Below are 20,433 nucleotides of genomic sequence, written 5' to 3' on the forward strand. Positions count from 1 at the left end.
AGCAGCAGGCCGAGCCCAGTTGGACCGACCCCCTCTGGCCGCTTCGCGGCCATCTCCCCCTCGAGGGGGAGATTAACGCTGGTTCTCCGACAGCTTCGACCTCAGCCACCGCCCAAACGCCTCCAGCACCGGATGCGCCGCCTTGGCGTGCTCGGAAACCAGAAAATACGAGCGCGGGGAATTGATCGCTATGTCGAAGGGGCGGACCAGCCGGCCTTCGCTCAGTGCCCGGCCGCTGGTCAGCTCGTCGCCCATGGCGATACCCTGGCCGGCGATCGCCGCCGAAAAGACCAGGTTCATGTCGGAAAAGAAGATGCCGCCTTCCGGGTCGGGGTTCTCGACCTTGGACAGGGCCAGCCAGCGCGCCCAGTCCTCGGTGTCACCGAGATGCAGGAGATTGGCGCGCAGCACGTCTGCCGGCTTGGAGAAGCCGCCGATCTTGTTGAGCAGGGTGGGGCTGCACAGCGGCGTGAACGAGATTTCGCACAACAGCTCGACCGCGCGGTTCGGCCAGTTGCCGACACCGAAGGCGATGAAGGCGTCGGCCTCGGCGTTGCTGACATCATCGAGACGCCGCGGCGTCAGGATGCGCAGCGCGACATCGGGGTACATCTGCCGGAACTCGCCGATATGGGTGCACAGGAACAGCGAGGCGAAACCCGGCGTGCAGCTGACACTGAACGAGCCGCCGACGCCGGTGCCGGCATGGCGCGTCACCGCGTCACCCAGCACCGTCAGCGCCTTGCGCACATCGCTGGCATAGCGCTGGCCGCGCGGGGTGAGCGCCACGCCCTTACCGATGCGCTCGAGCAGGTCGAAGCCGAGATCGCGCTCGAGCAGGCGCAATTGATGACTGACGGCACTGCGGGTCAGATGCAGTTCGTCGGCGGCGCGCCAGACGCTGCCATGGCGGGCAAAACTGTCGAGGGCGCGCAGCGCTTGAGTGGAGGGAATTCGCAAGAGGTGAACCGAATTTGCATGAGCCGGGAAAACATATCACTTTTTGGCGGGGCGCTTCACTGCTTTCTTTCCGCCATGGAGAAACCGGTGACCTCGGCGCAAGCGACCGCGCTTGCCTGTCTGGACGACATCCAGCCGTCGCTGTCGGCGTGGACGCGGACCATCTTCGACTTCGGCGAGACCGCCTGGCGCGAATACCAGTCGGCGGCCTGGTATGTGGAGCAGTTGAAGCACGAAGGCTTTTCGGTCGAGGAAGGCTCGGGCGGCATGCCGACCGCCTTCTGCGCCCACTGGACCAATGGGACCGGCCCGACGATCGGCATGTATGCCGAGTACGACGCGGTGCCAGGCAATTGCCAGGATGCGGCGACGGTGAAGCGACCGCGTCCGGGCCTCGGCGAACAGGCCGGCGGCCACACCGATCCGCATTCCGGCCTCGGCATTGCCAGCCTCGGCGGGCTGCTGGCGACCAAGGCGGCAATGCAGCGCCACGGCATATCAGGCACGCTGCGCTTCACCGGCGAGCCGGCGGAGAAGGTGAGGGGATCGAAGCCGATCCATGCCGCGAAGGGCTATTACGATGGGCAGGCGGGCATGATCTCCTTCCATCCCTTCTACATGCTGCCGCTGTGCAACACGGCGCGCTGGGACACGCATTGCGGGGCGGCCTATGCGATGATCTACCGCTTCATCTGCGACGAGCCGGAACACTGGGCGAGGGCGGCAGGCAACGCAGCGCCCATCCCGCAGGCGCATTCGGCGGTCAGGGCGCCCGGCGCCAATGACGCGCTCATGATGATGTACATGGCGTCCAAGGCGCTGCGCGATTCCATGCTGCCGCATCAGGGCGGCTGGTCGATCAGCGAGGCGATCCTGACCGCCGGGCAGGCGACCGCCGACAATCTGCCGGCCGGGCTGGCCGAGATCCAGTATATGATCCGCGTGCCGACGGTTGCGATGGCCGAGCAGGTGACCGCCATGCTCGACCGCAATGCGGAGGCCGCCGCCAGGATGAGCGGCTGCCGCCATGAGCGGCACTGGGTGTCGAAGTCGCGGCCGGGGCTGGCCAATCATGTCATGGCCGGCATTGCCTTCGACGCGCTGGCGGCTGTCGGGCCGCCGCGCTGGGACGAGACGGCCAAGGCGATCGCCCGAGAAATCCAGGTCAATGCCGGCGGCGAGGCGACCGAGGAACCATTCATCGATGAACTGGAGCGGCTGATTGCGCCGCAGGCGGCCGAGGCGCTGCTGCGTCGCGACCTGCCGCCATCGCAGCTCAATTCGACTTCAGACGACTACACCGACATTTCGTGGCATACGCCGACGGCAAGGGTCTACGTCGCCCGGCCGGCGCTGCGCTCGGAGAATGGTCACGCCTATCCGGCCTGGGCGATGAACGCGCTGGGCGGCATTCCCGCGACCATCGACCCGATGGTCATCTGCGCCGCAAAGACGGTCGCGCTGGCAACACTTCGCCTGTTGGAAGACGAGGCTGCGCGCGAGGCGGCGATGGACGAATTCGTCGCCCGCACCGGCGGGGGGATCAGCGGCACGAGCTGGATTGCGCCGCTCTGCGACTACGAGCCGCCGATTGGATTTCGCTGGCCGGAATATGTCACCACCCCGCGCGGACGGGATTGGTGGATACCAAGCAACCAAGCCGCATGATTAACCAAGCCGCCCCCTTCACGAGGAGAACCCCATGACCGTCCATGACCGCATCGTCGCCGAGCCGTTTTCGCTGCAGCGCCGCAACCCGGCCGGCGGCACCAAGCCGCTGACCGCCTGGGGCTTCGCCAACGAGACCGATGTGCTGACCGACGTGCTGCTCGGCTCGCCGAATTTCCTGCGCCATCTCTCGACCAGCTCGCTGTCGCGAAAACATCTGCGCGAGGCGCCTTGCAACGTCCAGATCGCGCAGGCGCAGCACAAGGACCTGGCCGCCGCCTATGAGCATTTCGGCGTCAACATCCACTGGCACGAGCCGACGCCGGAGCTGCCGATGCAGGTCTATTCGCGCGATTCCAGCGTCATGACGCCCTACGGCGCCATCATCACCGCCATGGCCCAGTGGTGGCGGCGCGGCGAGAACTACGCGGCGATCCGCACCTATGAGAAGCTCGGCATCCCGATCTACGACATGGTCACCGCCGGCACCTTCGAAGGCGGCGACTTCAATGTCATCGAGGACGGCGTGGTGCTGATCGGCTGCGGCGGCGCCCGCACGCAGGAGGAGGGTGCGCGCCAGGTGCAGGCCTGGTTCGACAAGGAGGGCTGGGAGACCCGCATCGCCTTCATCGACGAATATTACGTCCATATCGACCTCATGGTGGTGCCGATCGCCGAAAAGCTGACCGCCGTCTGCCTTGCCTGCACGGAGCCGGGCATCGTCGATTGGCTGAAGGGCAAGGGCCACGAGATCATCGACGTGCCGTTCCAGGACACGATGGCGCTCGGCTGCAACTTCATGTCGCTGGGCAAGGACCGGGTGATCGCGCCGACGTCCAGCCAGACGCTGATCGGTCAGCTCAAGGCGCGCGGCTTCGAGGTCGCGGCGGTCGATATGAGCGAGATCTCGAAGACCGGCGGCGGCATCCACTGCTTGGCGCAAGCGCTGAAGCGCGAGCCGGCCTGAGAGGCCGCCTTTAGCCCGGCCGCTTCCGCGAAGGGGGCCATTGTCAGGAAGGTCGATCCCGCCCGGCTCGCGGCACGCGCCTACAGCACGATGAGCTTTCCCTTGCGCAGACGCTTGGCGCAACGATAGGCGAGATCGGCGGCGACCATGTCTTCCATCGCAATGCCCATCGCCTTGTAGGTGGTGATTTGTTGATTCGAAACGCGACCCGGCGCGCGGTCGAGCAGCATGGCGCCAAGCTCGGTGCCGAAATCCGGGTCGAAGCCGGCAAGCTCGCAAGAACCGACCGGGGTCGGTTTGAACGCATCCTTGGTTTCGACAAAAAGACTGGATTTGCCGATGAGCTCGATCGGCATTTCTCCGCCGGGCGGCGCCACCCCGACCGACGAGACATGCGTGCCCGGCTGGACCCAGCCTGCGTCGATCACCGGCTGGTAGGAGTGGGTCGCCAGGCACACCACGTCGGAACTGCGCACCGCCGCCTCGAGGTCGGCGACCGCCACCACCGACGGATGCAGCCGGGCAAGTGCTGCCGCATCGTCGAAGCTCTTCGAAGCGACCCGGATTTCGGCAAAGTCGCGCACCAGCGGCAACAGATGCAGGTGCTGGTTGGCCTGCACGCCGGCGCCGATCACTGTCGCTATCCTGGCATCCCGGCGGGCAAGCGCGCGCACCGACAGCACGGCGGAGCCGGAGGTTCGCACCGCGGTTATGAAGGTGCCGTCCATGATGCAGACCGGCAGGCCGGACAGCGGATCGAACAGGCTGATGGTGGCGAGATGGCTGGGCAGGTTCTTGGCCAGGTTGCCTTCGAAGACATTGACGATCTTGACGGTCAGGTTCATGTCCTCCATCCAGGCCGGCATGGCGAGGCTATAGCCGGCTCCGGGGATGTCGAGCTGTGGTCGGGGTGGATTGACGACCTTACCTTGTGACAGCGCCTTGAAGCCGTCTTCCAGAACATCGAGAAGCTGGCTGAGGTCGATGCACGCCATCACGTCGGCTTCGCTCAGCACCAGGATCTCGGTCGCTCCCTTGCTGATTTCCGCCGCACTCTTGCCGGCTGGGCTGAACGCTTCCTTGGTCATCCTGCACTCCTGTGTTCGTCGAAATCGGCTCACCACATCTGCTTTGAGTGGGTGCCGGAAACGCAGGCTATTGCGAGATTTTATGTGATAAAATACGTTGATTTCGGCGTCTCTGCGTTAAACCAGCATAAAAACCTCTGAGATAGCGTGGATTGTGAAATGAGCGATCTCGACCAGATAGACCGCAGCCTGCTCAGGTTGCTCCAGGAAGACGGACGCCGGACGACGCTTGATCTGGCCGGGCGTGTCGGGCTGTCTCCGACCGGAACCAGCCAGCGGGTTAAGCGCCTGTTCCGCGACGGGTTCATCACCGCTGTCAGGGCTGTGCTCGATCCGCGCAAGGTCGGCAGGGGAACGCTGGTGTTCATCGAGGTCAGGCTTGACCACACGGCGCCGCATGTCTTTGACCGCTTCGCCGAAGCCGTGGCGAAAGCTCCGGAGGTTCTGGAGTGCCATATGGTGGTTGGCGGTTTCGATTATCTGGTCAAGGCGCGGATCGCTGAAATGGCGGTGTTCCAGGATTTCCTGCAGCGGGTTATTCTGCCTCTGCCCGGCGTGCGCGAAACACACACTTTCGCCTCCATCGCAGATGTCAAGCCGAATGCCCTCTTGCCGGTGTGATCAGATGGAGGAGGGGAATGCTGTTCAGGGCGACCTTGAACGCATCTTCGCCACCTTATCGCTCCCCCTGGCGCGCCTTCCGGTGCAGAGATGCCGGAGACCGGCTCTAGCCTTGCGCGGTCAGCAAGTTTGCGTCGCGCGCGAGCCGCCACTCACCGTCCGCCTCCTTGCGCAGAAGCGTCAGCGCATATCCCGATCGATGGACCGGCTCCCCATTCGGCGGGGTCGCGGTCATGTCGATGCGGCTGCGGATGAAGGCCCAATTGCCGAGAATCTGTAGTTCCACGATATCGCTCGTGCCGTCGATATGAACGCCGGCCGTCTCCTGCGCGGCGGCCGCGAAGATCTCCTTGTCGAAGGGTTCCCTGCCGGGAACCATGAAGATCGCGTCGTCCGTCATCAAGCTGAGGACGGTCGCGATGTCTCCACGCTTGCTCGCATCCATCCACGTCTCGACCAGCTTTCGGATTGCTTTTTCGTCGCCCGTCATCCGTTACCTCCCTGGCATTGCGTCGTCATCGATAGCGCACGGCGCTCCTCCCTCGCCGAAACATAGGGCTTGGATCGCTCCCGTCATCGATTGCAGTGAGTCGCGCGGCGTGGGCATGGTCCGCGAAGCGGCAGGTTCGCGCGTCCATGCCTACCGCCAGCCGCCCGAGGCGGTGATGCGCTCGCCGGTCAGCCATGACGCTTCGTCGGAAGCGAGGAACACCGCGACGCGGGCGACGTCGTCGGGCAGGCCGAAGCGGCCGAGCGGCGTCATGGCAATAATCTGCTTCTCGAATTGGCTGCCGACGATGCCGATGCGCGCGAGGCCTTCGGTATCGACGCCGCCGGGCGCGATGGCGTTGACGCGGATGTTGCGGGCGCCGAGCTCCTGCGACATCGATAAAGTGATCGTGTCCACCGCACCCTTGGTGGCGGCATAGACGAGCGAGTTCGGCTGCGGATTGCGGCTGGCGACCGAGCTTATGTTGATGATGCTGCCGCCGCCCGGGCCAAAATGGCTCACTGCTTCTTGCGTGGTCAGAATGATGCCCAACACATTGGTGTCGAACTCACGGTGAAACTCGGCCTCCGTCACCGCTTCCAGCGGCTCGAATGCGAAGACGCCGGCATTGTTGACCAGTATATCGAGCCCGCCAAACGCCGATATTGCCGCCTCGAACAGGCGGCGTACGTGGGCCGATTGCGATACGTCGCCCTGGACGGCGACGGCGCGGCCGCCACGGTTCTCGATCTCGGCGACGATCCGCTCGGCGCCTTCTCGCGACGAGGCGTAGTTGACGATCACCGCGGCGCCGGCCGTGGCAAATCTCTTGGCAATGGCGGCGCCGATACCCTTGGATGCGCCGGTGACGATGGCGACCTTGCCGTTCAGCTTGCTCATCAATCTCTCCTTTGGGACGATGAGCGGTATCTAATGGTGATCAAAAAGCGTATTAGGATGCCTACGCTCCGTTCTTTCGTGCCTGGAATTCCGGAATGACCACTATCCTCGAAAAGACCGCCGGTCTCGTCGCCTTTGTCCGAACCGTCGATGCCGGCTCTTTCCATGCCGCCAGCCGGCTGGTCGGCTCCAGCCCGTCGGCGGTGTCGAAAAGCGTGGCGCGGCTCGAGCGCCGGCTCGGCGTCAGGCTGATCCAGCGCTCGACGCGTCGGCTCGGGCTCACCAGCGAAGGCCTCGCCTATTACGAGCGGGTGGCGCCGCTGCTCAGGGCGCTGGACGATGCCGAAGACATCGTCCAGATGGCCGATACGGCGCGCGGCCTGCTGCGCGTTACAGCGCCGGTCGAACTCGGTCGCGGCCTGATCGCGACATGGGCGCAGGCGTTCCTTGCGCAGCATGGCGAAGTGAAACTCGAGCTCAGCGTCACCGACCGCCACGCCGATCTGATCCGCGAAGGCTATGATGTTGCCGTGCGCATGGGGGCGCTGTCGGACACCGGGCTGGTTGCCCGCAAGATCGCCAATCTGCCGATCGTGCTGGTGGCCTCGCCGGCCTATGTCGAGCGGCGCGGCCGTCCGGCATCGGTCGAGGACCTACGGGATCATGATTTCGTCCGCCACCAGATGGCCGGCCGGCCTTATCCGGTCACGTTTGCCGACGGCGCGGTGATCGTGCCGGTTGGCCGGTTAGACACCGACGACGGCGGTGCCATCCGCAATGCGGCACTTGCCGGCGCCGGCATCGCGCATCTGATGCGGTTTGCCGTGCAGGACGATCTCGACACGGGCCGCCTTGTGCGCATCCTGCCCGAGGTGGCGATGCCGACCATGCCGGTGCACATCGTCCATGCCTACGGGCGGCAGCTGCCGGTCCGGGCGCGGCTGTTCGTCGACTTCCTGGCGGGGCGGATGACGGCGTTGGCGCGATAGCGCAGGGCATCCGTAGGATATTTCGGGTTCACGCAGCGGGTCGATGGATGCAACCGAGCCGTTATCTGTTGGTGTTCGAAGCGACGGGTTGAATGCACCGCTAGTGCGCAGACAGGCGACCGTGTAAATAGCAAGTTACAGCTCCAAACATCTTTATCTGCGTGGGCCGACAATGATGAGACTTCCTGGCTACGTCATCGCAATTTCGCTCGCGATCATTGTCTGTGTTTCGGCGGCGCGGGCCGACGAAAAGCCACGGCCGGATCCCACGTGCTCTGAAGTGAATAAAGCATACAGCCAAAGCAATCGGCCCGCGCAATATTCAATCACGACATACCAGGTGAAGGACGATGGATCGCTGAAGCCTTACCAGGCTTTGCGTGTCGTCGACGACAATTACTACACGAAATATTCCTTGTCCGACACATGGCTCCTACACGGCAAACCGTACTTTTCGATTATGGACCGCATGGGCCCAAAATTCACGTCTTGCAAATTGCTGGGGAAGAAAGGAAAGCTCCTTCACTATTCGGCTACATGGCACAAATTCCCCTATACCGCCGCGACGGAGCTATGGGTCGCCAAAGACAATCGCCGGCTGATGAAAATGCTTCGACGCTACCCGGACAGTCTCTGGGAGCTTCCCTTTGCCGTGGCCCTCGAGATTTACGACTACAACGCAACAAATGTCGGTGCTTCAGCGCCGTCAGCCGGCGAAAGGCCACGGCCTGATCCGTCATGCCTTGACGTTAACAATGCCTATCGACAACGAAATCGCCCGCCGCATTATTCAACCATGACATACCAGGTGAAGGACGACGGATCGCTGAAGCCCTTCTATGCATTTCGTGTCGTCAAAGATAATTCTTACACGAAATATTCTTTCTCGGACAAATGGCTGGCGCACGGTCAGCCGTACTTTTCGATCATGGACCGCATGGGCCCGAAATTCACATCCTGCAAGTTGATGGGCGAAGACTCATCCGTCTTGGGAAAGCTCCTTCACTATTCGGCGACGTGGCACAGCTTCCCCTATACTGCCGCGGCAGAGCTCTGGGTCACTCAGCACAATCACAGGCTGATGAAGCTGGTCCGACACTACCCTGACACCGGCTGGGAGTTCCCCTTTCCTGTCGCCGTCGACCTTTACGATTACAATCCCGCACAAACCCTCCCTGCTGCACCGGAACCCACAACTCTCGTCAGCACACCATAATTGAGCCCTGCCGCGCAGACTAGAACGTGATCTTCACCGACTCGGCGCTGCGGCTGGCCGGGCCGTGGTGGACGGCCTCGATATTGTTGCCGTCGGGATCGAGCAGGAAGGCGGCATAGTAACCGGGGTGATAGTGCTGCCGCTCGCCCGGCGCACCATTGTCGGTGCCGTCGGCCTCAAGCCCGGCCTTGTAGAAGGCATCGACCATCGCACGGTCCTTTGCCTGGAAGGCAAGGTGATGGCGGCCGGTCAGCTTTCCCTGGGCTGCCGGGCTGTCGGGGCTGGAGATGAACAGCTCGTCGGCCCAGAAATAATCATTGCCGGCGCCACCGATCGGTACGCCGAGCACGTTGAGAACCGCCTCGTAAAAGCGCCGGCTGGCCGGAAGATCCCTGACCACCAACTGGATGTGGTCGATGAGACGGCCGCGATGAAGTTCCATGCCCGATAGCTCCTGATCGCCAGGCTGGAAATCTAGCTCAGGTCGATGCACGGTCAATGGAATGGAACAATTGAGCGGCGCAATTTCCTGACTGGATAAAAAATGCAACCGGATTGTCGGATTCAAAAGTTGTCCAACGTCCTTCGGACGCAAGCGGCTCGGCGAAGCTCGAAAAGGTCGTGCCGTATCAACGCTTCCGGCATGGGAGAAAATTGAAATGAGCCTTCCCTATCGTTGGGTTATCGTCGCGGCTGGCGCGCTGATGACCTGTGTCGCCCTCGGGGCGATGTTCTCGCTGGCGATCTTCCTCGAACCGATGGCGCTCGACACACAATGGTCGCGCGCCGGCATATCGAGCGCGATGACGCTGAACTTCCTGGTGATGGGCCTCGGCGGCTTCGCCTGGGGCGCCATTTACGACCGTTTCGGCGCCCGCATCGTCGTCATGACCGGCGCCGTGCTGCTCGGCCTGGCGCTGGTGCTGGCCAGCCGCACCGGTTCGCTGCTCGTTTTCCAGTTGGCCTACGGCGTGCTCGTCGGCCTCGCGGCAAGCGCCTTCTTCGCGCCGATGATCGCGCTGACCTCCGCCTGGTTCGACACGAACCGCAGCCTTGCGGTCTCGCTGGTCTCGGCCGGCATGGGCGTGGCGCCAATGACCATCTCGCCCTTCGCCCGCTGGCTGATTTCGGCCTACGACTGGCGCACCGCAATGTTCGACATCGGCATCACGGCGTGGGTGCTGCTACTGCCGGCCGCGCTTCTGGTGCGCCAGCCGCCCAAGCCCGCTGCCGACGGCGCTGCCCCAAGCGTTGCCGCCGGGGGTGCCGGCATGACGGTTCCGCAGGCGCTGCGCTCGCCGCAATTCATCGTGTTGGGACTGACCTTCTTTGCCTGCTGCGCAGCGCATTCCGGGCCGATCTTCCACATGGTGAGCTATGCCATGCTGTGCGGCATAGCGCCGATGGCGGCGGTCAGCATCTACAGCATCGAGGGCCTGGCAGGGCTGGGTGGCCGGCTGCTTTACGGCGTGCTTGCCGATCGGCTGGGCGTCAAGCCGGTGCTGATCACCGGGCTGGCCATACAGGCCGTGGTCATCGCAGCCTATCTTGCAGTCAGCGAGCTTGGTCAATTCTACACGCTCGCCGTCATCTTCGGCGCCACCTATGGCGGCGTCATGCCGCTCTATGCGGTGCTGGCGCGCGAATATTTCGGCCAGCGCATCCTCGGCACGGTGTTCGGTGCGGTAACCATGCTGTCCAGCCTCGGCATGGCTTTCGGCCCGCTCGCCGGCGGCATGGTGTTCGATGCCTATGCCAGCTATTCCTGGTTGTTCATCGGCTCGGCCCTTGTCGGGCTTGGCGCGATGGCGATTGCGATCGCCTTCCCGCCGCTGCCGCGCAGGGAGTTGCAACCGGCCTAAAGCTGGATCGGCGGAAAGCTGGATCGGCGGAAAAGGGCGGCCGCTTGAATGGCAAGCGGCCGCGATCCAAAATAGCTGGTGCGTTTCCAAGGAAGCTGGCTGGCCCGTGCTCGGTTCGATATTCTGGAAAGAGAATTGCTATGCTTGCAGGGCCACCACCTCGGCGCCATCAAGCGTGTAGCGCGCGTAGCGGAAATCGCGAATTCTCGCCAATCTGTCGCCCGCCCATTCCAGCAGGATAAAGTATCTTGGCCCTCCGGCCGAGTCGTCCGGGTCGATCACCAGAATGGCTGGGCGCCGATCCACCAGGCCTGGAAGCAGCCGCCAATCGTGGATACCCGCGCAATTGTGGAAGTACCGGCCCACTTTCGTGCGGCCGCTCGCCCGCAGCCGGTTGACGAGGTCAAGCCGCACGTCCTCGGCCAGCATGTCGCGGATCGCATCGAAGTCGCGGGCGTTGAACCGCTCTACATAGGCTGCCAGACGCGCCCGCTCGGGCTCGGCCAACAACGGCACTGGCCTATCGTCAGGCTCGCCGGCGACCTCGCGCAGGCGCAGACGGCCGCGATGAAGTGCGGCCTTCACCGCCGGAACGCTGCTGTCGATAATGTTGCCGATTTCTTCGATCGTATAGCCGAGCACATCCATGAGGATGACGCTGCTACGCTGCGCCGCGGGCAGGCGCATGAAGGTCTGCAGGCTTGCGGCTGCAGTGTGTCGACCCTCGGCCGACATGCCGGGGTCAGGTATCATGTTGATATCCTCGATGGCATGCGCGGCATCCATCCTGGCGCGACGGCGTAGGTGGTCGAGCGCTGCATTGTGCGCGATGCGGAACAGCCAGCCCTCGACATTGGCTATCGGCCCGGTCCCGGGGAACGCCTCGAGCGCCTTGACCGTAGCTTCCTGGACGACATCCTCGGCATCGATCACCGAACCGGTCATGCGGGCGCAATAGCGGTGCAGTTTCGGCCGCAATTCGCCGAGCAGCCGGTCAAATGGCTCCCGTCCTTCTGGCGTGCCGGGTGCGGATCCGGTCATCGCACAAGGGTCGACTTCATACGTATCTCCCAGGCAGAGGCGCCCGCCATCGGGCGCAGCGTCCTATAGACGCTCGACGATGGCAAAAGGATTCGGTCGAAAAAACTTTCCTTAGCTGGAATCCTTTGGTGGTGCCTCCGCGTCTCTGCATCGTGGGCCCGCGAACCCTGGCGGGCCCTCTGTTCAAGCCGGAGGCATCCATAGTCATGAGCAAGCAAAGTGCGGCATCAACGAAGGTCTGGGTTCTCGCCCTCACGTCGATAGGATCCTTAATGGTCGTTCTCGATGCGATGGTCGTGGCGACCGCATTGAGTACGATGAGGGTCGAACTCGATGCCTCGCTGGAGACGCTGCAATGGACGATGAACGCCTACAATTTGAGTTTTGCCGTCCTGCTCATGACCGGGGCGGCGCTCGGTGACAGGTTTGGCCGACGCCGCATCTTCATCGCCGGATTGGCGCTGTTCGTCGCAGCGTCCGTTGCCTGCGCGCTCGCTGGAAATGCCGGATTGCTGATCGCCGCCCGCGCGGTTCAGGGCGCGGGTGCCGCAATGGTCATGCCGTTGGCAATGGCGCTTCTGAGCGTCGCCTTTCCTCCGGAGGAACGAGGCAAGGCGCTGGGGATATTCAGCAGCATCACCGGCCTGGCCCTGATCATCGGTCCGATGGCGGGCGGTGCGATCTCCGAAGGCCTCTCCTGGCACTGGATCTTCTGGCTCAATGTTCCGGTCGGCATCGTTCTCATCCCGCTGGTGATGCGTCGGATTCCGGAGAGCCACGGGCCGGGCACGGCAATCGATGTCCTCGGCGTCGTGCTGGTAACTGCGGCGGCATTTGGAGTGGTCTGGGGTCTGATGCGCGGCAACATCGTGGGCTGGAGCAGCTCTGAAGTGCTGACGGCGCTGGCGGCCGGGCTGCTTCTCGCCATCGCATTCGTCCTTTGGCAGCTGCGTACCCGTGAGCCCATGCTGCCTTTGCGGTTCTTTCGGGCGCGCGCATTCTCCTCGGGCGTAGGTGCGAACTTCCTGCTCTGCGCCGCCATGTACGGCCTCGTATTCCTGTTGCCGCAGTTTCTGCAGTTTTCCCAGAGCCGTGGGCCGCTCGGCGCCGGCATGGGATTGCTGCCCTGGACCGCCACGCTTTTTGTAGTTGCACCGATCGCCGGCAGCCTGATCAATCGCGTCGGCGAGCGCTGGCTTGTCGTGGCCGGATTGATCCTGCAGGCAGCCGGAATGGCTTGGCTGGCGCAGATCGCAGCACCTGATCTGCCCTATATCCAGCTAGTCGCCCCGCTGATCATTACCGGTGCCGGCGTATCGATGGCCATGCCTGCCGCGCAGAATGCGGTTCTCAATGCGGTCGCGCGGCCGGAAGTCGGTAAGGCTGCCGGCACATTCAACACATTCCGCTTTCTGGGCGGTGTGTCGGGGATCGCGATCGCCGGTGCGGTGTTCGCCGGGACCGGAAGCTTCGCGTCTACACATGCCTTCAGCGATGGTTTCACCTCGGCAATCGACGTCTCCGCCCTGTTCTCGCTCGCCGGTGCACTCGTCGGAATGGGGCTCCCGGAGCGTCGCACAGTGGGGCTCGCGAATGCCAGCAAGGAGGCGTAGCTCAGAGGCGGGAAGCTTGCGTGTGAGTGGGTGCCGCGAAGCGGGTCCACGCCTTCTACTGCCCGGCGGACGCGAGGGCGCCGCTCGCCATGAGGCTCCACAGCTGGTCGGCGCTAAGGTGCCTGGCGGATCCGTCATAGGCCACGCGTCCAAGGCTGAGAACCACGATCCTGTCGGCCAGCGCCCGCACCGTGGAGAGATCGTGTGTGACGAGGATGACGCCGGTGCCGCTGGCGGCGATCGAACGGATGAGCTTCACGCGTTCTGTGATGACGGCAAGCTTGCTGCATCGCAGCACATTCGACCTGATATCGGCAGGCCAAGGTAGGGCGCCAAAAACCGTCAGAAATGGACAATTCAGGCTGTTTCCTGCAGTTTTTGAGCCTCTATTAGCCGCGCCTCACGTTCCTGTTTCAAATGTGTCAACTTTTTGTGTTGCGTTGCACAATGGTGGCCCTATTCTGCGTGAGGGGGGCGCTTCCGATTGGAAATGCGCCGTGAACGACGCCGCCATGTTGACCGATTGGCAGTTTCGCCGTCCCGCCGGCGTACGCCGCTAATGGGAAATGCGCGCGACACCCAATTGGACGCGCTGAGGGCCATCGCCGTGACGATGGTGCTGTACGCCCACTTCTTCGCGGTCGGCGGGTCCTCGTTCTGGGGCCATATCGGCGTGCGTCTGTTCTTCGTGCTGAGCGGCTTTCTGATCACGCGACTGCTGCTGGAAGCCAGAGCGGCCGCCGAATTCGAAACCGGACCGGCGCTGAAATCCTTCTATATCAGGCGAGCGCTGCGGATATTCCCGCCCTATTTCGCCGTGCTGGGTTTTGTCTGGCTGGTGGACCTGGAGCAGTCCAGAGGATCGCTGGTCTGGCATGCGCTCTATCTGTCGAATTTCTGGTACGCAGCGCAGAATGAATGGACGCCCTGGCTGCTCTGCCATTTCTGGAGCCTGAGCATCGAGGAGCAGTTCTACATCGCCTGGCCGCTGATCGTCCTGCTGGCGCCGCGCCGGCGCCTGGAATCGATCTGCATTGGCGTTATCGTGCTGTCGCTGGCCTATCGGTTTTATTGGCCGATCGCTGGAACGCCCGGTTTGGCACGCGACCTGCTGCCGCCGGCGTCAATGGACGCATTGGCGTCCGGTGCGCTGCTTGCCGCCTATCGGTCAAGAGCTGCCGGCTTGCCGCAATGGCTTCGAGCTGGCTGGCCGGGGCTCGCGGTGGCGTTTTTCGTTCTGCAGTGGTTTGCGCCGGCGCCGGCAAATCCGGTGCAGGAATGGGGCCTCTGGCTGCTGTTGCAGATCCTGCCTCTCGTACCGCTGGTGGTCATCGTTGCAAGCTGTTCGACAGGCGTTGGCGGCTATATCGGAAAAGGTCTCGAACTGCCGCCGCTGCTTGGCCTTGGCCGCATCAGCTACGGCGTCTATCTCTACCATCCGATAGTGCTGGCGTTGGTCGTCAAGTCGCAGCCCTGGATCCCGCTCAACGTCTCGGAACAAGGGCCGGGACGGTTCCTGGTGGCGGGAACGGCGACGCTCATGCTGGCCTCGGTCTCGTGGCTGCTTTTCGAGAAGCCGCTCAACAGCCTCAAACGCCACTTCCCCTATGTTGCCCGGAGAGACCGCGCCGGCTTCCCGGCAGGCATCGACACGACCAATGCCGGATGGCTCGCGGCTGGAGCGTATCTGGGCAAGCCGCTTGATGGCGCATCACGCTTGCCACGCAAGCTGCAACGAACCGATCGGAGCTGATCATGGCTGCTCCCTTGGTGTCAGTTCTGCTGCCGATCTACAATGCGGGACCTTACCTCGCCGCCGCGCTGGGCAGCGTCCTGCGGCAGGATTACGAGCGTGTGGAGGTCATCGCCATCAATGACGGCTCGACGGACAACTCGCTGCAGATCCTGCAGAAATATCGCCAGGCCGACAGCCGCATCTCGATCATCTCACGCGAAAACCGTGGCCTGATCGCAACGCTCAATGAAGGCTTGGCGGTGGCCCGCGGCGATCTGGTCGCCAGGATGGATGCCGACGACATCGCCTATCCCCGGCGCCTGTCGCGACAGGTCGCGCTGTTTAACCAGCAGCCTGACCTTGCGCTGTGCGGTGCAGGCTTCGACACCTTGCTCGGCAACCGCGTCGTCAGGGGGTCGCCCGATCCGATATTCCAGGACAATAGCCTGCGGATATTGTCGATGTTCTTCACGATCTTCATGCATTCCACGGTGGTATACAACAGGAATGTCATAGAAGAAGACGTTCTATATTATGACACGACCTACAAGCATGCCGAGGATTTCGACCTGTTCAGGCGGCTGACCGACCGCTACCCGGCGGCCATGATCCCCGAAAGTCTGATCGCCTATCGTATCCATGACGACAGCGTGACCAACAGGCACAAGCGCGAAATGCGCAGGACGCATTTGAAGATCGTCGCCGAGAACCTAGAGCGCGAAGGGCTCGCACAAGGGACGCAAGGCCTCCGCGACATCGGTGAGGTCCTGTCGATGGGCACGGTTCGCCGTGCCGCCGAATGGATCCTTGCGCTGGAAGAAAGGATTGCCGGGCTGCCGGCCGAGACGAGGCCGAGCTACCAGGCTGGCACGCTGAACCTGTTCTATTTCCTCTATCAGTTGATATCGGGGGAAAGACAGCCGCTGCTGATGCACGAATTCCTGACACGGACGGCGAAATGGAAGCTCATCCGGCGCCGCGAGCAGTACGTGTTTCGCACCGGTGCCTTCGCGCCGCGCTTCAGTCTCGCCTCGATGTCGGTCACCAGGCAGGTGGATGCCCTGTCGCGGTATCTGCAGTCCGTGCCGGCCGCGGCGGTTTTGCCTTCCCCTGAGTTGAGCTAGCAACGCATGTTCGTCAAATCGCACCAGCTCCAGCAGCGCGGCCGCTCGACGGTGCCGGCGGCCATGTCGCCGCAGCCGCAGCAAGGACCGGCGCCGGCGGTCAGCTTCATCGTCTGCACACGCGACCGTGTCAGCGTGCTCGAGCCTTGCATAAAGTCGATCCAGGCCGCGTGCCGCGCCTACCCTGCCTTCTCTGCCGAACTGGTGGTTGTCGACAACGGCTCGACCGACAGCACGGCCAAACGGCTGGCCAGCATCGCCGAACTTTCGGACATTCCGTTCACGGCTATTCGCGAACCACGACCTGGACTGGCGGCCGCCCGCAATGCCGGGCTGGAGCGGGCGCGGGGCCGCGTGCTGGTCTTCGTCGACGATGATTGTGCGGTCCACAAGGATTATCTGCGCGATCTGCAGCGGCACTATGCGGCCGGCGAACGGGTCATCCGTGGCGGCCGCGTCGAGATCGGCGATCTCCGCGACCTGCCGTTCACGATCAAGCGGTCGCCGGTGCGCGCGCGGCTTACGCCGGATGTCCATCCCGGCGGCTTCGTACTCGGCTGCAACATGACGATGCACCGCGATGTTGCCGCCCGCATCGGCCGTTTCGACGAACGCTTCGGCGCCGGCGGCCCGCTGCGCTCGGCGGAGGATACGGACTATCTGGTGCGGGCGGTGCTGCTTGGGATTCCGGTCGAATATGTGCCCGACATGACCATCTATCACCATCACGGCCGGCGCGACCGCAAAGCCATCGAAAAGCTGCATCGCGACTACAGCATGGGCAATGGCGGGCTTTGCCTGAAACATATCCGGTACGCGCCGTGGCTGCTTCGCCATTTCTACTGGTCTATGAGGGCGGCCTTACGCGAACTGAGGAAAGGCCCGCTGTTCGACCGCGAACTCAAGCTGTCGCACTGGCCGATCATCGGCATGAATCTGCTCGGCGCGGCCAAGTTCGCGGTGCTTTTGCTGGCGAAATCGCCAAAGACAACGGAAGTGCGACAGGAGCAACAGGCAAATGCCGAGGCGAGGTGATCCGCTATCATGCGACTGATGCCGCCCAGCCTGCCGATGCTGCGCCGCGCGCTCGGGCAAAAGCAGTTGCGCCTGCTTCCGGCCGTGGTGGTGCTCGGGCTGCTCAGCGCCGCGCTCGAAGGTTTTGGTATCGGCCTGATCATCCCGTTGCTGAACATAATCATGGGGCAGGGGCAGACCGGCATGGCCGGCTTTTCCGCCGTCTTCCAGCATGTCGGAGCGAGCCTGAGCGAGCGCGACCGGCTGATCGTCATATCGGTCGCCATCCTCGGCTCGATCGTTCTGAAGAATCTGTTCGCCTTCGCCAACACGCTGCTGACCACCTTCATCTATGGCAAGGCCAGCCATTCGATCCGCAGCGCGCTGTCGGAGCAGTTGCTTAGGGTAGGCTACCCGTTCTTCCTGCAGCAAAGCCCTGGACGGCTGCTCAACATCATCTCCAACGAATCCTGGCGGGCCTCGGATGCCATCCAGATCACGCTTGGGGCAATCGTTAACGCGTCGGCCGCAATCATCCTCCTGACCTTCCTGCTGCTTCTATCGTGGCAGATGACGTTGCTGGTCACGCTGGGGCTGGCGCTGGTGCAGGTCGCGCACGCCATGCTGTCGGCAAATCTGAAGGCGCCGAGCCGCAGCGTCGCCTCCCGCAACAGCCAGCTCGCATCGCAGATGCTGCATCTGGTGCATGCCGGGCGGCTGATCCGCATTTTTGGCCAGGAGCAACGCGAGAAGGCGGCATTCGACCGTGCATCGGATGCAGTGCGCCGGGCGGCGTTCGTGCTTTTGACGCGTCAGGGAGCATTGCCGCCGCTGACCGAAGTTCTGCACGCCATGCTGTTCCTGGCGGTGGTGATCGGCGCCTGGTTCGCCGATGTCAGCTTCCCGCTGATCGTCGCCTTCGTCATCCTGCTCTACCGGCTGCAGCCCTATATGCGGTCGTTGCAAATGGCCTGGAGCCAGCTGCAAGGCCTGAGCGGGTCGCTGGAAGAGGTGACGTGGATGCTGGACCCGTCCGACAAGCCCGCGCCGCCGCAAGGTGACGCGGCGTTCCCCGGGCTCAGCCAGGGCATCAAGTTCGAGGACGTCACCTTTACCTATTCCGGTTCGGAACAGCGCGCGGTGGTGCTGCATGCGGCGAGTTTCGACCTCCGCAGCGGCCGCTCGACGGCGCTGATCGGCCGCTCGGGCGCCGGTAAGACAACGATCGTCAATCTCCTGTGCCGCTTCGTCGAACCGGACAGCGGCAGGATCCTCGTCGATGGATTGCCGCTCGACCGTATCGACCCCAGCCAATGGCGAAAGCACATCGCGCTCGCCAGCCAGGAGTTGGAGCTGGTCGACGGCACCATTTTCGACAACATCATCTACGGCCAGGACGCGGCCTCGGCCGACGACGCCGAGCGCGCGGCAAAACTGGCCGAAGCGCATGATTTCATCGAGCAGCTGCCGCAGGGCTACAGGACCGTCGTCGGCTACCGGGGCGTCAATCTCTCGGCGGGACAGCGGCAGCGGATCGCGCTGGCCAGGGCCCTGGTGCGTGATCCCGATATCCTCATCCTCGACGAAGCCACCAATGCAGTGGACGGACTGTCGGAAGCGGCGATCGTCGAGACGCTGAAGTCGCGGGCCGGCCGCCGCACCACCATCGTCATCAGCCATCACCGCAGCACCATCTCGTTCTGCGACGACGTCGTGATCCTGAGCAACGGCCGCGTGAAGAAGCAGGCGCCGTTCGCGGCCCTGGCGACGCTCAGCATGGATGAGCTTTACCAGCACGAGGCGCTGGAGGGCTGAGGCCGACCCCCCGCTGCGTGCGCGCACTGGGAGGTCGTCAAGCGAGGCCAAGCCTCTCAGGAGCGAGGAAGACCTCCGCCATGCTTCTCTGGAGGATTTCTGGGATGATGAGTGATCCCGAGCTTACCCCGCATCGATCTGGAGCGTACAGAACCAAGGGTCCGCCTGCCAAATCCAGCAATGGCAGGCAGACCCTAATCAGCGCATGAAGGGACTGATTCTGCGCCGATGTCTCCTCGAGGAGGTGACGCCATCAACTGAAGACCGGCGCAGTTGTTCCCGACGCCGGCCGTACGCAAGACCATTGCGCAGGCAGGTCAGACTTAGGTCCTATAAACGCGCATCGCTGGCTGGAGTGAACATCGGATCGGCTCGGTGGTAGCGAAACTCCGGCCGGAGGGTCGACGCAGTTATTGGTTCCGGCATGACCGGCTCGGCGCTGATCAGGGGCGGGGCCCGCGCCCCCCACGGCTGCTGCGGAGGGGCGCTTGCATTCCTGCGGAATACGCATCCAATCCGGCGCCAAATGAAGCTGTCCCAAGCGTTAGGGGCTCAGCGGTCGTCAAGCTGTTGCTAATATACCGCACAGGCAGCGCTCTATGAACAGCGTCGGTTGGAACCCCTACCTCCGACCAACCGTTAATGTCACAATGACGAACCAAAAAGTGAGGCTGACGATGGACCCGCTGCAAAACAACACGTTGGAGATCTGGTGTCTTGCGGCCGTTCCGCTGTCACTGCTCTTTACGGTGTTATTAGCCGGATTTATTCTTTAGCTGAACCAACGAGGCCGGCTTGGCGGACCAGGCCTGGAAGACGAAAACGACGGCCAAGGCGCGCTAGGCGTCGCGGACACTCCCCGTAGCACCAGGCCGTGGCAGCCTTTTCCAACGTTGCCATCATAATCGGCTCTTTCGACCGGTCCGGTCCGCGGCGATCGCTCGCGCCCCGTTGCAAGGGCGAGCATCCGAGCTCGTACGTTTTTTACACAATCTCTGATTGGTGGACTCGCCCGCCGCCATCGACGTTAATTTTGCGTTAGCGACAGGAGGGGGGAGATCGCTAACGGGAGGAAGAAAATGAAAGAAAACTACGATCTGACGATCGACTATGACGACCAGCCTTACGACAACAAGCCTTACGATCTAGCCACATTCGCAAGGAAGCACGGGCTCAACATTCGAGCCGCCGAGCTTCTTCTTTTCGCCAAAGGCCCGTCTCGAGCGGCCTGCGATGCCGCGGCGAGGGCTTTTCTGGCGGCGGTAGCCGCACAAGCCATGAGACAATCGGCGCGGTAGGTCTCACAAACATTGCTGACACGGCCTGCCGT

The 20,433-nt window shown here is 63.2% G+C and carries 19 protein-coding genes; 12 read left to right on the forward strand and 7 right to left on the reverse strand.

What is annotated here, in order from left to right; translation table 11 throughout:
• Nucleotides 1–72 precede the first annotated feature (72 nt).
• A complete protein-coding gene (locus NKI95_RS17000) occupies nt 73–960 on the reverse strand; it encodes a LysR substrate-binding domain-containing protein (RefSeq protein WP_254819437.1) in 888 nt (295 codons plus the stop codon).
• A gap of 75 nt (nt 961–1,035) precedes the next feature.
• Here NKI95_RS17000 and NKI95_RS17005 point away from each other — a divergent pair, with 75 nt between their 5' ends.
• Together NKI95_RS17005 and NKI95_RS17010 are read left to right on the forward strand one after the other, a co-directional pair.
• Entirely contained in the window at nt 1,036–2,628 is a 1,593-nt protein-coding gene (locus tag NKI95_RS17005; protein ID WP_352718286.1) for a zinc-binding metallopeptidase family protein, read from the forward strand.
• A 34-nt stretch (nt 2,629–2,662) separates the two neighbouring features.
• Nucleotides 2,663–3,595, forward strand: coding sequence for a dimethylarginine dimethylaminohydrolase family protein (locus tag NKI95_RS17010; protein WP_352718210.1), 933 nt, complete (start codon nt 2,663–2,665; stop codon nt 3,593–3,595).
• An 80-nt stretch (nt 3,596–3,675) separates the two neighbouring features.
• Here NKI95_RS17010 and NKI95_RS17015 read toward each other — a convergent pair whose 3' ends face one another.
• The gene (locus NKI95_RS17015; protein ID WP_352718212.1) at nt 3,676–4,683 is read right to left on the reverse strand and encodes an ornithine cyclodeaminase family protein; all 1,008 of its coding nucleotides are present in this window, start codon (nt 4,681–4,683) and stop codon (nt 3,676–3,678) included.
• A 159-nt stretch (nt 4,684–4,842) separates the two neighbouring features.
• On the opposite strand from NKI95_RS17015, the gene NKI95_RS17020 reads away from it, so the two are divergent.
• Nucleotides 4,843–5,304, forward strand: coding sequence for an Lrp/AsnC family transcriptional regulator (locus tag NKI95_RS17020; RefSeq protein ID WP_352718214.1), 462 nt, complete (start codon nt 4,843–4,845; stop codon nt 5,302–5,304).
• Between the two features lie 106 nt (nt 5,305–5,410).
• Here NKI95_RS17020 and NKI95_RS17025 read toward each other — a convergent pair whose 3' ends face one another.
• Together NKI95_RS17025 and NKI95_RS17030 are read right to left on the reverse strand one after the other, a co-directional pair.
• Entirely contained in the window at nt 5,411–5,794 is a 384-nt protein-coding gene (locus NKI95_RS17025) for a YybH family protein (RefSeq protein WP_352718216.1), read from the reverse strand.
• 150 nt (nt 5,795–5,944) lie between these two features.
• Entirely contained in the window at nt 5,945–6,694 is a 750-nt protein-coding gene (locus NKI95_RS17030) for an SDR family NAD(P)-dependent oxidoreductase (RefSeq protein WP_352718218.1), read from the reverse strand.
• Nucleotides 6,695–6,789: 95 nt separating this feature from the next.
• Between NKI95_RS17030 and NKI95_RS17035 the strand changes: the two genes are divergently transcribed.
• Both NKI95_RS17035 and NKI95_RS17040 read left to right on the forward strand, forming a co-directional pair.
• The gene (locus NKI95_RS17035) at nt 6,790–7,683 is read left to right on the forward strand and encodes a LysR family transcriptional regulator (RefSeq protein WP_352718220.1); all 894 of its coding nucleotides are present in this window, start codon (nt 6,790–6,792) and stop codon (nt 7,681–7,683) included.
• Nucleotides 7,684–7,855: 172 nt separating this feature from the next.
• The gene (locus NKI95_RS17040) at nt 7,856–8,899 is read left to right on the forward strand and encodes a hypothetical protein (RefSeq protein WP_352718222.1); all 1,044 of its coding nucleotides are present in this window, start codon (nt 7,856–7,858) and stop codon (nt 8,897–8,899) included.
• A 19-nt stretch (nt 8,900–8,918) separates the two neighbouring features.
• On the opposite strand, the gene NKI95_RS17045 is transcribed toward NKI95_RS17040, so the two are convergent.
• Nucleotides 8,919–9,341 (reverse strand): VOC family protein, encoded by a 423-nt coding sequence (locus NKI95_RS17045; RefSeq protein ID WP_352718224.1) that lies wholly within the window; start codon nt 9,339–9,341, stop codon nt 8,919–8,921.
• A gap of 217 nt (nt 9,342–9,558) precedes the next feature.
• On the opposite strand from NKI95_RS17045, the gene NKI95_RS17050 reads away from it, so the two are divergent.
• Nucleotides 9,559–10,761 (forward strand): MFS transporter, encoded by a 1,203-nt coding sequence (locus NKI95_RS17050; RefSeq protein WP_352718226.1) that lies wholly within the window; start codon nt 9,559–9,561, stop codon nt 10,759–10,761.
• A gap of 138 nt (nt 10,762–10,899) precedes the next feature.
• Here the strand turns inward: NKI95_RS17050 and NKI95_RS17055 are convergent, their stop codons facing one another.
• The gene (locus tag NKI95_RS17055; protein ID WP_352718228.1) at nt 10,900–11,802 is read right to left on the reverse strand and encodes a sigma-70 family RNA polymerase sigma factor; all 903 of its coding nucleotides are present in this window, start codon (nt 11,800–11,802) and stop codon (nt 10,900–10,902) included.
• A gap of 206 nt (nt 11,803–12,008) precedes the next feature.
• On the opposite strand from NKI95_RS17055, the gene NKI95_RS17060 reads away from it, so the two are divergent.
• On the forward strand, nt 12,009–13,415 hold the full coding sequence (locus tag NKI95_RS17060) for an MFS transporter (RefSeq protein ID WP_352718230.1): 1,407 nt from the start codon (nt 12,009–12,011) through the stop codon (nt 13,413–13,415).
• 55 nt (nt 13,416–13,470) lie between these two features.
• Here the strand turns inward: NKI95_RS17060 and NKI95_RS17065 are convergent, their stop codons facing one another.
• On the reverse strand, nt 13,471–13,674 hold the full coding sequence (locus tag NKI95_RS17065) for an ATP-binding cassette domain-containing protein (RefSeq protein ID WP_352718232.1): 204 nt from the start codon (nt 13,672–13,674) through the stop codon (nt 13,471–13,473).
• Between the two features lie 300 nt (nt 13,675–13,974).
• Between NKI95_RS17065 and NKI95_RS17070 the strand changes: the two genes are divergently transcribed.
• The 5 genes from NKI95_RS17070 to NKI95_RS17090 all read left to right on the forward strand — a co-directional run bounded on the left by NKI95_RS17070 (nt 13,975) and on the right by NKI95_RS17090 (nt 20,401).
• Nucleotides 13,975–15,168, forward strand: a complete 1,194-nt coding sequence (locus NKI95_RS17070) for an acyltransferase family protein (protein ID WP_352718234.1) — start codon at nt 13,975–13,977, stop codon at nt 15,166–15,168.
• Nucleotides 15,169–15,170: 2 nt separating this feature from the next.
• Nucleotides 15,171–16,274, forward strand: a complete 1,104-nt coding sequence (locus tag NKI95_RS17075; protein ID WP_352718236.1) for a glycosyltransferase family 2 protein — start codon at nt 15,171–15,173, stop codon at nt 16,272–16,274.
• 6 nt (nt 16,275–16,280) lie between these two features.
• A complete protein-coding gene (locus NKI95_RS17080) occupies nt 16,281–17,309 on the forward strand; it encodes a glycosyltransferase family 2 protein (RefSeq protein ID WP_502908340.1) in 1,029 nt (342 codons plus the stop codon).
• A 9-nt stretch (nt 17,310–17,318) separates the two neighbouring features.
• On the forward strand, nt 17,319–19,103 hold the full coding sequence (locus NKI95_RS17085; RefSeq protein ID WP_502908341.1) for an ABC transporter ATP-binding protein: 1,785 nt from the start codon (nt 17,319–17,321) through the stop codon (nt 19,101–19,103).
• Between the two features lie 1,079 nt (nt 19,104–20,182).
• Nucleotides 20,183–20,401, forward strand: a complete 219-nt coding sequence (locus NKI95_RS17090; RefSeq protein ID WP_352718238.1) for a hypothetical protein — start codon at nt 20,183–20,185, stop codon at nt 20,399–20,401.
• Nucleotides 20,402–20,433 lie beyond the last annotated feature (32 nt).

The sequence above is a fragment of the Mesorhizobium sp. M0306 genome (genome assembly GCF_040321655.1).
Taxonomy (GTDB): domain Bacteria; phylum Pseudomonadota; class Alphaproteobacteria; order Rhizobiales; family Rhizobiaceae; genus Mesorhizobium.